The 14,098-nt window shown below is 30.1% G+C and carries 10 protein-coding genes; 7 read left to right on the plus strand and 3 right to left on the minus strand.

The window, feature by feature from the left end; translation table 11 throughout:
• Positions 1-140: 140 nt before the first annotated feature.
• The 7 genes from MKD41_RS09535 (at position 141) to MKD41_RS09565 (ending at position 10,546) form a co-directional block, all read left to right on the plus strand.
• A complete protein-coding gene (locus MKD41_RS09535) occupies positions 141-1,112 on the plus strand; it encodes a FecR family protein (protein ID WP_240242066.1) in 972 nt (323 codons plus the stop codon).
• A gap of 119 nt (positions 1,113-1,231) precedes the next feature.
• Positions 1,232-4,846, plus strand: coding sequence for a SusC/RagA family TonB-linked outer membrane protein (locus tag MKD41_RS09540; protein ID WP_240242067.1), 3,615 nt, complete (start codon positions 1,232-1,234; stop codon positions 4,844-4,846).
• Positions 4,847-4,858: 12 nt separating this feature from the next.
• Positions 4,859-6,427: a SusD/RagB family nutrient-binding outer membrane lipoprotein gene (locus MKD41_RS09545; protein ID WP_240242068.1), complete on the plus strand. Its 1,569-nt coding sequence runs from the start codon at positions 4,859-4,861 to the stop codon at positions 6,425-6,427.
• A gap of 14 nt (positions 6,428-6,441) precedes the next feature.
• Positions 6,442-7,674: a BACON domain-containing protein gene (locus MKD41_RS09550; protein WP_240242069.1), complete on the plus strand. Its 1,233-nt coding sequence runs from the start codon at positions 6,442-6,444 to the stop codon at positions 7,672-7,674.
• Positions 7,675-7,691: 17 nt separating this feature from the next.
• Positions 7,692-9,668 carry a calcineurin-like phosphoesterase C-terminal domain-containing protein gene (locus tag MKD41_RS09555; protein ID WP_240242070.1) on the plus strand — a complete coding sequence of 659 codons (1,977 nt, stop codon included), beginning with the start codon at positions 7,692-7,694 and terminating at the stop codon, positions 9,666-9,668.
• Between the two features lie 102 nt (positions 9,669-9,770).
• Positions 9,771-9,968, plus strand: a complete 198-nt coding sequence (locus tag MKD41_RS09560) for a hypothetical protein (RefSeq protein ID WP_240242071.1) — start codon at positions 9,771-9,773, stop codon at positions 9,966-9,968.
• Positions 9,969-9,982: 14 nt separating this feature from the next.
• Positions 9,983-10,546: a glycerophosphodiester phosphodiesterase family protein gene (locus MKD41_RS09565; RefSeq protein WP_240242072.1), complete on the plus strand. Its 564-nt coding sequence runs from the start codon at positions 9,983-9,985 to the stop codon at positions 10,544-10,546.
• 188 nt (positions 10,547-10,734) lie between these two features.
• Here the strand turns inward: MKD41_RS09565 and MKD41_RS09570 are convergent, their stop codons facing one another.
• From MKD41_RS09570 to MKD41_RS09580, 3 genes are read right to left on the minus strand one after another with little or no spacing between them, the layout of a single operon-like run.
• The gene (locus tag MKD41_RS09570; protein ID WP_240242073.1) at positions 10,735-11,061 is read right to left on the minus strand and encodes a hypothetical protein; all 327 of its coding nucleotides are present in this window, start codon (positions 11,059-11,061) and stop codon (positions 10,735-10,737) included.
• Positions 11,062-11,114: 53 nt separating this feature from the next.
• Positions 11,115-13,055, minus strand: a complete 1,941-nt coding sequence (locus tag MKD41_RS09575; RefSeq protein ID WP_240242074.1) for an OmpA family protein — start codon at positions 13,053-13,055, stop codon at positions 11,115-11,117.
• A gap of 56 nt (positions 13,056-13,111) precedes the next feature.
• A complete protein-coding gene (locus MKD41_RS09580; RefSeq protein WP_240242075.1) occupies positions 13,112-14,041 on the minus strand; it encodes a PorP/SprF family type IX secretion system membrane protein in 930 nt (309 codons plus the stop codon).
• Between the last annotated feature and the right edge of the window lie 57 nt (positions 14,042-14,098).

The following is a 14,098-nucleotide window of genomic DNA, read 5'->3' on the forward strand; positions in this document are numbered from 1 at the left end:
TCTGCATCTATTTCTTCTTTAAAAATTTGCTTTATTAATTTTAGGTTAACAAAACTCTTAAATATAAACAAATCGTTAAGTCCAAGATTTCAATCGTGAAACCAAGTAGCTATTAGGTACATTATATTAGAAATCACAAAATGACAGAACAAGAATTAAAAAACCTAATCCGTAAGAAACAACAAAAGTCTCTTACCAAAAAAGAAGAAGCTACGCTTTTATCTTTTGAAAAAAAGATGCTTGATAGAAACCGTGCACATGTTTTTTTAGATGAAATACATAAGTCTAAAATAAGCAGTACAATTTATGCCAAAATTCAATCTAAAAAACAAAGCCATATTAGTAATATTTGGATGAAAGTAGCTGCAATTTTAATAATTACTATTTCCCTTGGAAGTATGCATTGGTACCTTTCACCAAATAAAAAGTCTTCTCATAACATGCGTCCTAAAATAACAATGTTACAGATAGAGGCTCCATTTGGTAAAAAAAGAACATTTAATTTACCAGATGGTTCTATAGTAAAATTAAATAGTGGTAGTAAAATTAAATATCCTGAAATTTTTAATGATTCTATAAGAGAAGTAACTCTCTCTGGTGAAGCTTTCTTTGAAATTAAAAAAGATAGTTCACAACCTTTTATTGTAAAAACATCATCTTTATTTACACGTGTACTAGGCACGTCATTTAACATAAAAGCTTATGAAGATGAAGATAACACTATAGTGACCTTAGCAACCGGTAAAATTAGTGTAGGCACCAATCAAAAAGATGAAATTATACTCAACCCTTCTCATCAAGCAATTTTGAATAAAAAAAACAAACGTTTTACAAAACAAAAAATAGACCTCGATAAAACACTAAGTTGGAAAAATGGAATTTTGAGATTTGATAATGAAAAATTAGCTACAGCTATACCTAAGTTAGAAAAATGGTTTAATGTTAAAATAAAGCTTAAAAATAAAAACAGTGCAGCATGTGCATTTACAGGGATATTTGAAAATGCTTCATTAGAAAGCATTTTAGAAAATATAACATTTGTTAAAACAACTTTAAAATACAAATTCATTACAAGTAATGAAATTGAAATTTCAGGATATTGCAATAATTAAAAACCTATAAAATGAGATAAAAAACCTATAAAAAGCAGCCTGTTCTTAATACTTTGGCGAGTAAAACAGACTGCTACAGCTTAACAATAACTAATCAAAGAAATTATTAAACATTTTTTATGAAAATCATCAAACATCCTATTGTCAAAATGGCAACAAAACTGTCTGTATATCTGGCTATCTTATTCTTAGCTAATCCTATATTAGCAAATGAAACCTTTAGTCAAAGCCTTAAAAAAACAAAGATATCAATTTTAAAAACAGACGCAACACCTTTAGAGATTATAAAAGAAATTGAATCAAAAACTAATTATCACTTTGTATATGACCAATCTATTAAAACTATTGACACATTAATTAGTATCAATTCTAATAAAATATCAGTTTTAAATATTTTAGAACAACTATCACGTGAAGCTAGGTTAAAATTTAAGCAAATTAATTCGAGTATCTCTGTCCAAGAAATACCTAGAGTTATTAAAAAAGCTCCAGTACCAAAACTAATATCCGGTACTGTTTCTGATGAATTTGGACAAGCTTTACCTGGAGCTACTATTTTAGAAAAGGGCACTACAAATGGTGTACAATCTAACTTTGATGGTAATTTCAATATAACAGTATCTAAAGAAGATGCAATATTAGAAATTTCATACCTTGGATTTATAGCTCAAGAAGTTGCTGTAAAAAACCAAAGCATACTTAATATAGTATTAAAAGAAGATGCTGCAAAATTAGAAGAAGTAGTTGTAACAGCACTTAATATAACTAGAGAAGAAAAATCTCTAGGATATTCTGTTGCAAATGTTGAAAGTGATGATTTAACTAAAACTGTAACTGGAAACTGGATTAATGGTATGTCTGGTAAAGTTGCAGGGTTAACTTTTGACCAAGCAGGCACAGGGCCAAGCGGCTCTGTAAGAGTTACTTTACGTGGAGATCAATCTTTAAACTATGGAAATAACGAAGCTTTATTTGTTGTTGATGGCGTTCCTATAACATCTGGAATAACATCTACTAGAAGTGTAAGTAACTATGCGCAAGGAGATGCCCCTATCGATTACGGTAACGGTATTAGCGATATTAACCCAGATGATATTGCTTCAGTATCTGTATTAAAAGGACCTGCAGCGGCAGCATTATATGGATCTAGAGCCGCTAACGGCGCAATTTTAATAGTTACTAAATCTGGAAAAAAAACTAAAGGAATTGGTATTACAGTAAACTCATCTGTTACTTTCGACGAAGCGGGCTATTTTCCAGATTTTCAAACTGAATATGGAAATGGTTCTGATATGGGACAAAATGAGTTTTCTCTTTGGGAATTAACTCCAGAGATGACTTCTGATGGAATAGCAATTCCTAGACATTATTCTAGATATACTTTTGGTGAAAAATTTGACCAAAACACATTACGTTATACATATGCTTCAAAAAATTGGGAAACAGGAGAATTTACTAAACTACCTTGGACTTATAAAGATGACTGGTATAAAGGCTTATTTCAAACAGGAATAACTAAAAGTAATACAGTTAGCATTAGTGGTAACAATGGTAAAGGAACTTCAACACGTTTTTCTATTACAGACTTTAAAAACGAATGGATATTACCTAATACAGGTTTTGATAGAAAGTCAATTTCTTTATCTCTAAACACACCAATAACTGATAGAATAAAATTAAATACAAAAGTTAATTACACCCGTAAAGAGAGTGATAATATGCCTGGTGGTGGGTATAATGAAAACAACCCAATGTATGCTTTAACTTGGGGTTTTAATACAAATAGTATAAATAATTGGAAAGATGAATATTTTCAAGGTAGATATAATTATGCCAATTGGTCTTCTCAGGGTTCAAATGGTCAAGGATTAGTTTTTCCTTCTTCCAGTAGTTTTAACCCTTACCGTTCTCTTTATGAAGAATTAAACACACAAGACAAACATCGTGTTTTTGGTAATATTGGTTTTAGTTTTGATTTAATGAAAGGACTTACTTTAGATGTTAGCTCAGGCTTAGATTGGTCAGATGAATATAGAACACAACGTAGACCTTTTTATACAGCCGATTATCAAAATGGCTTTTACAGAGAACAAACTGTAAGAGTAATTGAGAATAATAATGAAGCTATGTTGCGCTTTACAAATAATGAATTAGCACAGGGTAAATTTGGTATTACAACTTTGGTAGGTGCTAATAATAGAACAAACGAATATTATAATAGTAAAATATCGTTAAGTCAGCTTGGAGAAGAAGGAATATATCATACTACAAATTTACCAACCGGTGTAATTCCTGACCCATACAATTATAGAACAAAAAAAGTTGTAAATAGTCTTTATGGATTGGCTTCTTTAAGTTGGGACAACACATATTATTTAGATATTACAGGTAGAAATGATTGGTCTAGTACACTTTCAAAAGACAATTGGTCTTTCTTTTACCCATCAGTTGCGGCTAGTATTTTAATCAACCAAATTTTTGATTTTAAATCAAACGCTCCTTGGGTTGATTTTACAAAATTACGTTTATCTTGGGCAAATGTAGGAAACGATACTTCTCCTTACTCTTTAGACCAATACTATTCTACTTCATCATATTCGGGTGGATATACTTTACCTGGCACAATTCCAGATCCATTAATTCAACCTGAAAATGTAGAAAGTTGGGAAACTGGTTTAGAAGCCAAATTGTTTAAAAATAGAATTTCTTTTGATGTCACCTTGTATCATTCTTCTACAACAAATCAAATTGTTTCTGTTGGTGTAGATCAAATCACAGGTGCAACAGGCTTAAAAATTAATGCAGGTGAAATTACCAATCAGGGTATAGAAGTTTCTGCTCATTTTGTTCCTATTAGAAGTAAAGATTTTGAATGGTCTATCGATGCTACTTGGTCAAAAAATAAAAATAAATTAGTTAGCTTACAAGATGGATGGGACCCTAACGAACCACTTCAAACAGATATGGGAACCACTATTGGAAGTAGAGTTTATGTTTATTCTTATGTTGGTGAAGAAATGCACCAAATATACGGCCGAGGATTTCAAAGAGCTCCAGAAGGTTCAACATATATAGATGAAAATGGTAATGAAGCAGATGCCTCAGGAATGCATCTAGTAAATTCAAATGGTTATCCTATTCTTGATGAATCACCTGACAAAAAAATTGGTAGTGTTAACCCAGATTGGAGAGGTGGTTTTATTCAACGTTTTAGATATAAAAACATTTCATTAAGTGCTAATTTCACTGGTCAATTAGGAGGTCACACTTATTCGGTAACCAATTTTGCACTTTCATATCAAGGTAAGCTTAAAAATTCGTTAGAAGGTAGATACGATGGACTAGTTCATGAAGGCGTAAATGCAATTACAAATGAAGATGGAACAACATCATATACCCAAAACACTACTGTAACCAATAGCATACAAACTTACTACAATTCTTATATTTGGAACAGAAACAACACTGAAACGAATACTTTTAGTAATTCTTATTTAAAACTAAAAGAACTGCGTATTGATTATAAATTACCTCAAGAAATTTTGAAAAAAACAGGATTTTTAAACGATTTAAGTATAGGGGTTTATGCTACAAATTTATTTTCAATTACAGATTTCCCACAATATGATCCAGAAACAGGTATGTTAAATGGTTCTAATATTTATAAAGGTATTGAAACTATGTCTTTTCCAATGACAAGATCTTACGGTTTTAACGCAAAATTTTCATTCTAATATAATCAAGAAATGAACAAATTAAAAATAGTGATAGCAACAAGTTTACTTGCAGTTTTTATAAATGCATGTACAAACGATTTTGAAGATATAAACACAAACCCAAACACCACTAATGTAGGTCAAATACAAGCAAGTGGTATGTTTGAACCTTTACTATATAATGGTGCTAAATTCTGGCAAAATTACACCTGGTATTGGAACAATGAACTTATTCAATTTACAGCCTTTACAGGTGGAACTACAAGGCAAGAGCACCGCTACTTTATTAGCGATGGAAATTGGCAAAGTGTATGGAATGCCTACAGTCGCTATGGTAATAATGTTTCTCACATGTACGATTTAAGTATTGAAGAACAAAACCTTGCTTTAGAAGCAATTGCGCTTACTCTAAAGGTTTTATATATGTCTAACCTTACTGATATATTTGGAGACATACCATATTCTGAAGCATTTACAGCCCGTAAACTTAATGGTACAACCAAACCAAAATTTGAAACACAAAAAGAAGTTTACGAACAAATGTTTGCCGATTTAATAGAAGCCAATTCAATATATTTAACAAAACCTGTTTTTGTTAAACCTTCTTTAGATGGTATGTATGGAGGGTCTATAGAAAAATGGCAAAAATTCAACAACTCGCTATACCTTCGCTTATTAATGAGAGTAAGCGGAAGAAGCGAAATGAATTCTGGGGCAAAAATCTCAGAAATATTAAATAATCCTTCAACATATCCTATTTTCACATCTAATGCCGATAATGCAACTGTAGTATTCTCTGGTAGCGACCCTTATAGAAGTCAATTTGCAGATACAAACGAAGGAAGTTTTACCAGCTCTGGAAGAAAATTAACAGAACAGCTTATTAAAATGACTGTGTTAACTGATAGCAACAATAACGAAATATTTACCGACCCTCGTTTATCAATTATTGGTAAAAAAAACACCAATATAAATGTTAATCCAAATAATATATGGAAAGGTACCATAGCTGGTTGTACAGAACAAGATCAAAGTGAAGCAGACCGTGGAAGTTCTTGGTTAAACACAGCTGTATTAGGTAGAGTAGATACTCCGGGAACCTTTATGGATTACGCCGAAGTTCAATTTATTTTAGCTGAAGCGACTTTAAAAGAATTAATTTCTGGAGGAGAATCTTCTGCAAAATTATATTATGAAAAAGGAGTTACAGCTTCTGTTGAAAAATGGGCTGAACTTGGACAATTCAGTGAAATACCTGTTACTATTAACGAAACAGATATCTCAGCTTTACTTGAGTCTGATCTAGCTTCATGGGATAAATCTACTAATAAAAATGAGTTGATTGGTAACCAGAAATACTTGGCTTTATTTTGGATTGGTATGGAAGCTTACCATGAATATAGAAGAACAAACTACCCTAAATTAACCATTGGAGAAGGAACCGTATTTAATGATTACATCTTACCAACAAGATTTGCATACCCAACAACAACTTTAGCCACTAATGCAGTTAACTCTGAAGAAGCTATAAATAACATGGGAGGGAATGACATGAAAACCCCTATTTGGTGGAGTAAACAAGCTATTGGAGGTAACTAAAAAATAAAAAAACGATGAACACAAATAAGATATTTAATTTAAGAGAAAAATTAAAATTGGTATTTATACTATCAATTTTTTGCATAGGAATATTTAGTTCTTGTACTAAAGATGAAAATGAATTACCTGAAGAAGCTTATTTTCTAATTGAAGAAAATCCTACAGGAATTTTAGCAGATACCCAAGGAATTACCCAAAGTTATGTTGTAAGATCTAATAGACCTTGGAAAATAAAACCTGAACAAGAAATAAATTGGGTAAAAGTTTTCCCTAACGAAGGTGAAGATGACGGTATTTTTAAATTTATTATAGATGAAAATATAACGTTTGATGCTAGAAATATTAACTATTCATTTATTGTTGATGGTACTGAGCAACCTGTTCTATTTAGAGTTGAGCAAGTTGCAAATATTCCATTTATTGTGGTTGATGAATCTGAAAGTGGCGTTTCAATACCTTCAGCACAAACCAATTTTTCTATTAATGTAAAAGCTAATGTTGAATGGACATATACTTTAAGTGATAGTAGTTGGCTTTCTGAAAATACCATCTCAGAAAATGAGCTTACAATAAACGCAGAAAAAAACAAAGGTGAAACCCGCTCAACAACATTAACAATTAATTCTATAGAATACCCAAATTTAAATAAAGAAATTACCATTACTCAATCTTCTGGAAATGTTATTTTAGAAGAAAATTTTGATTGGTTAAACTACGGAAGTACTATTTTTTATACTTACTCTGGAGAAGTTAGAATGGATACTTGGACTATTGATGAAATGAATAATGGTTGGAATAGTACTGAAAATGTAGATTCAAGTAACCAAAAAGTGGTATATGCCCGTACAGGATTTTTAAAACTAGGTAAAACAGGATATGGAGGAGATTTAATTTCACCCTTTCTTACAGAATTAGAAGAACCAACAAACTTACTAGTAACTTTTAAAGCAGTTCCTTATCAAACTAAAGCTGGCACACAAGACGACAATACATTAAGAGTTAGTGTAATTGGCCCTGGTGCAACAAGTGTAAATTCAATTACAATTGATAATTGGCCAGATTATGAAACAGACCCTAACTGCACTACTATATGGCAAGACGAGGCTTCAAATTACCAGTTTACTATTACTGGCGCTACTGCAGAAACACAAATAAAATTTTTAGGAGGTGATTATTACTTAAAAGACATTGGAAAAGGCAAAAACCGAATTTTTCTAGATGAAATTAAAGTGAAAATTATAGAGTAATAAATAACTATTTTAAAATGAAACAAACACGAAGAAAATTTATTAAAATAGGTGGTTTAACTACTGTTGCTAGTTTAAGCGGAATAGGACTCACTTTTGCTAGCTGCCAAGACGATACAGAGCTTGAAATTAATGACTTTATTATAACTGGAGTTTCTATTCCCTCGAGTATTGATATTGCAATCGGAGAACCTGTAGTGCTAACCGGCAAAGGTTTTGTAATAAATGACCAAATAGAGTTAAAATCATCAATAAATTCTGACATTATTTACACTGCTAATATTATAGATGTAACAGATAAAACAGGAACCTTTATTATTCCTGATGATTTTTCTACAGGAAATTATAGCATTAGAGTTATAAGAGGTGAAAAAAATCTTCTTTTAGGAAGTTTACTATTTAATCTAGTAACCAACGTTACTATTCCTGATATAGAAGGCATGACAATAAAAGGTGTTGTTTATTCAGATGGAAAAGGCATTTCAGGAGTTACTGTTTCTGACGGGCAAGAAGTTACCATTACAGATAATGAAGGCGTATACTACCTATCTTCACTTAAAAAAACAGGTTTTGTATTTATTTCTATACCTGGAAATTTTGAAGTTACAGCAATAGGTAATTCTCCACAATTTTTTAAACGATTAAGTAATAATACAACTATTGTTGAACAAAAAGATTTTTCTTTAATTAAAGTAGACAATCAAAAACATGTTGTAATACCTATGGCCGATTGGCATTTGGCAAATCGCAATAATGATACCGATCAATATACTAATAAAGTAGTACCCGATGTAAATGCAACTATTGATAAATATAAGGCTGATGGAACAAAAGTATATGCCTTAACATTAGGCGACTTAACTTGGGACCTATATTGGTACAAAAATAATTTTGGACTTAATGAATACATACCTTATATGAATATGTTAAATTGTCCTGTTTTTAATTTAATAGGAAACCATGATTATGATCCTTATTATGCAAATGATTGGGAAGCTGAAAATAAGTTTAGAGACATTTTAGGACCAACATATTATTCATTTAACTTAGGTGATATACATTATGTTGTATTAGATGATGTTGAATATATTAATACAGGAGGATCTATAGGAACAGTTGGTAACCGGAACTATAATTACACCATTAATTTAGAACAAATAAAATGGTTAAAAAAAGATCTAGAAGCCATTATTGATAAAACCACACCAATAGTATTAGCAATGCACACCCCTTTATACAAAAGGCCTAGCGTAGATTCTAATGGCGATCAGGTTAATGAGATATACTTAAATAATGGTAATGAACTAATTGAAATTCTTAAGGGCTTTTCAAAAGTTAATATCTTAACAGGACATCTTCATGAAAACTACAGAGTTGAAGAAGAAATTAATTTAATGGAACATAATACTGCAGCAATTTGCGCTACTTGGTGGTGGACAGGTAAAAATGGTTATGCTGACAACCATATTTGTAAAGATGGAAGTCCTGGCGGATACAGTATTTGGAATATAAATGGAAGAGATATACAATGGAAATACAAAGGCATTGGTTATAGTGAAAATTATCAATTTCGTACTTATGATTTAAATACTGTACATATTACTGCTGATAGTTTTGCACCTCAATCAACAGATGCTGAATTGTCTGTTTATTCTGATTCCTATTCTCAAAAAAATTCAAACAATGAAGCTTTAATCAATATCTGGTCTTATGAAAAAGATTGGAAAATTGAGGTTACTGAAAATGGTAATACTCTAAATGTTACAAGAATAAATGCAAAAGACCCGCTACATATTATTTCTTACGAAGCTTTACGTCTAAACAATGGGGCAACACCTACATCTGCCTTTGTAACCAGTAAAACCTCACACATATTTAAAGTAAAAGCATCTGCTTCTGAAACTACTTTAGAAATTAAGGTAACAGATAATTTTGGAAATGTATATACTGAAAGTATGATACGTCCCAAAGCATTTTCTTTAGATATTAATTAACTATTAAAATAGATGTTTAAAATTCATTTTTTTAACATCTATTTTATCTAAAAAATTTTTAATTGTATTTATCAACAATAAATACTTATAATAAATAAACGAATGATATCATTTTTTTTTAATCTTAGAAATAGGATTACAGCTATAGCCTTTTTACTTTTATTCCTAAGTTGTAACACAAATACAAGTAATAAAAACCCTATAATTGCTCATAGAGGTGCTTGGAAACTTGACAAGCTACCCGAAAATTCTATAGCCTCTCTAAAAAATGCTATGGATCAGAATTCGATGTACATCTAACAAAAGATAATATTATGGTAGTTAACCATGATAATGATTATATGGGTCTTGACATTGAAAGTTCTACCTACCAAGAACTAATAGCTTATAAACTTTCTAACGGTGAACAGTTACCAACATTAAAAAATTATTTAAAAGTTGGTCTTAAACAAAATAAGACAAAACTAATTTTAGAAATAAAATCTGCCCCTTCAGGAGTAGAAAGAACATTACAATTAACTAGAATGGCTGTGGAATTAGTTCATAATTTAAATGGCCAATCTATGGTTGAATATATATGTTTTAATTACGATGCTGGGCAGTTAATTAATAAATTAGACCCAAATGCCAAAATAGCTTATCTAAACGGCGATAAAAGTCCTGAAGAAGTTTTAAAAGCTGGTTATACTGGTATAAATTACAATTACAAAGTATATCAAAAAAATTCAACTTGGATTAAAAAAGCTCAAGATTTAGGACTAACTACCAATTCTTGGACCGTTAATAAAGAAGAAGATATGGAGCAGTTATTAAAACAAAAGATAAATTACATTACGACAAACGAACCTGAATTACTTTTTCGAGTATTGAACAATTAATAAATCAAAAACAGCAATCTTAAAAGTATAAAGACTCATATTAATAGGATAAAAAAAAGACAACCAGATAAAAAATCCAATTGTCTTTTCTTAATTTAACCAAACAAAAATCTTATTAAATTTTACAGTTTCAGTATTTTTAAAAACAAGCATTACCACTTAGGTATGCTTGTTATATTATTTATATTTTAATTAATATCATGCGGGCCTTCATTTGCAGAAGTTGGCCAACCTGGGTTTTGATAAACAGGCGAGCTACTTACATCATTATTTTCTGAAGTAATTAAAAAATGTTGCATTGCAATTGGTTTTAAATAATGCGCCATTGCCCAAGAATATCCATCATATACCAATTCATTTCCTGTTTTTTCATAAGGTCTTAAATATTCACTACGTGACGGTGCTGATACATTTGCAGAACTTGAACCGTAAGTTAAATCTGAATACCATTCTTGCATTGGCCCCCAAAGTTTAAAACCTTCAATATGATAAGGATTTGTAGCTAGTTGATCCATAGATCTCCAACGTTTTAAATCCAGTCTAATGTAGTAATTCCAAGTTTCTAAAATTACATTTTTAAAATTATAAATTCAGATCTTCTATTTAGTTGATGTAACATTTCTGAGCAAGGAACTCTATTTTTGCATTTATTAATTAATCTAGTTTCACCATATCCTTTGGCTTTAATTATTCTATTAGGGGCAATACCTTTTGAAATAATATAATCTCTAGTTGCTTTTGCTCTCTTGTCAGATAAAAGTAAATTATAGGCATCTCTCCCTCTAGAATCGGTATGCGATTCTATATTTATTATCATATTTGGGTATTGCTTTAACAAGAATACAACTTTATCAAATTCAAAAGCTGCATCCTTTCTAATATCCCACTTATCAAGGTCAAAGTAAATAGTACCTACTTTTATTTTTAACAAACCATTTTCTTCTACAATTAGTTCATTTAATTTATCTATTCCAATAGGTATGCTAATTTTTTCAGATTTATCTGTTGTTAAAAATGATTTCTCTTTTAAATCAAATCCATTTTTATGAACTTTTAGTATAAATTCAGTATTACAAGATATTTCTTTTTGAAAAGAATAATTCCCATTAATATCTGTTTGAATTTCCTCTAACTTATCACCTTCACTTGAAAATAAACTTACGTTTGCATTAGAAATTTTTTCTCCTGTTAAATTGTTTGAGATATATCCTTCTACAAATTGTTTACAAACACCTATTTCAATTCTCTCAAAAGAGTAGATATCATCATCTCCTTTTCCTGAGTTTCTATTAGAGCATACAAAACCGGTATTTGTTTCTTCATTTACAATATAACCAAAATCATCTAAAACACTATTTAGAGGCGCACCTAAATTAATTGCAGTTTCAAAAACAGTGTTAGTGCTATAGTTACTTTCAAAAACATCTAACCCCCCCAATCCAATATGTCCATCTGAAGCAAAATACAGTTTATTTTCAGTTAAAAAAGGGAACATTTCTTTACCAGAAGTATTAATTTTAGTTCCTAAATTTTTAGGTTGAGAATATACATCATCCTTTAAAATATCAACAACAAAAATATCGGTTTCACCTATGGTACCAGGCATGTCTGAAACAAAATACAATTTAGTTCCATCTGCACTTAATGCAGGATGCCCAACAGAATACTCTTTACTATTAAATGGTAACTCTTTTATATTTTCCCAATCTTTTTTCCCATCAGCTCCTTCAACTAAAGTAGCACTATAAAGTTTTAGTCTATTTATTTTTCCATCATTTGCTCCATTTCCAACATAATTATTACGTGTATAATACACTTTTTTAAAATCTGAAGAAAAAGACAATGTTGCTTCATGGTATTTAGAATTCAAAACTTTTGAAAAATCTCCTTCCATGATTACATCTTTATTTTCATAATTTATATCACCCAAATATAGATTGAAATAAAGAGGTTTATTAATTTTATAATTACTGGTTTGACTATATGATGAATCAATTTCAGAAGCATATACCAATTTATTATTATAGTACATAGGCGCAAAATCTGAAAAAACGGTATTTATAGATAAATTACTTAATATAAATTGTGGTTCTTGATCTAAAATGTGTTTTGAAGTAGTATCTGTGTTTAAATTGCTATTTAATACATCTTTTTTACTTTTCGCTACAAAAACTTTCATCCATTTTTTTGCTGCACTATATTTTTCCATACCTTGAAATGATTTTGAATATCTAAAAAAATATTCAGCTTCTAAATCTTCTTCATACAGTGTAATTAATTTACCATACCATTTATTAGCGCTTTTCATACTTGTATTAAAATAATATGCGTCTCCTATTTTTTTCAAAACATCTTTTGAATTATCTCCATTATTTATTGCAGCTTCATATTCTTTGGCAGCTTCTAAATATTGCATTTTTTCAAAAAAAGTATCAGCAAGTTTATATTTTTCTTGTGAAAAACCTATAGTTGATATACTTATAAAAATTACAATTATTATATTTTTCATATTACTTATTTTAATAAAATCTTGAAGATATAATTTATACTTATTTTGATTTGATATTAGAAAAATCTAGGTGATACTACTTTTCCAAACCTATTAAAGAAATTATACTTTAAAAATATTTCATGAGATCCAGAGTTATAGTTAGCCAATCTTGTGGTCTCTAAATCATAGCCATATCCAATAAAAAATGAGTCACTAACTTGAAACCCAACTAAAGCACTTACGGCAACATCCCATCTGTAGGCAACCCCAGCTGTAAATTTTTCATTGATTAAAAAATTCCCTGAAATATCAACTTGTAGTGGAGCACCTTCAACTGTTTTCAGCAAGACAGAAGGTTTAAATTTTACATCAGTACTAAAATCAAAAACATGACCAGCAATTAAATAATAATGAAGTCGTTCTTGGGCAATAAAACTATTTGTGCCTACATCTGCATATTTATCAAAATGTTTCGTTTCTAACAAATAAGGTGCTGACAACCCAATATAAGATTTGTCTGAATACAAATACAGACCTACACCAACATTTGGAGAAAATTTATTATCTACATTGGTTTCAAAACTATAGTCGTTTTGATCGTATTGATTTAATTTATTAAAATCGATATTTAATAAGTTTCCACTAGCTTTTAAACCAAATGCCAATTTATAAGTATCAGAAATTAATAATGTATAAGAGAAATCTATAGCAACAGTACTTTCATCTGAAGGTCCAATTTTATCATTAATAATAGATAAACCTAAACCAACATTACTTCTGTTCATTGGTGCATGAATTGAAACATTTGTAGTCACCGGAGCACCGTCTAAACCAACCCATTGTGAACGGTTTAACAAAAAAAGACTTGTTCCTACATTAGAACCAGCATAAGCAGGATTAACACTTATGGTATTGTACATATATTGTGTATATTGAGCATCTTGTTGGGCATAGCTATAACCAACTAAAAGAATCAATCCAAATGCTAAAATTTTATTTTTCATCTATTCATTTTTAATATACCTAAGAAATTTACTTCCTTAGGCATACAATTTAATTAT

Source organism: Lutibacter sp. A64 (genome assembly GCF_022429565.1).
Taxonomy (GTDB): Bacteria; Bacteroidota; Bacteroidia; order Flavobacteriales; family Flavobacteriaceae; genus Lutibacter.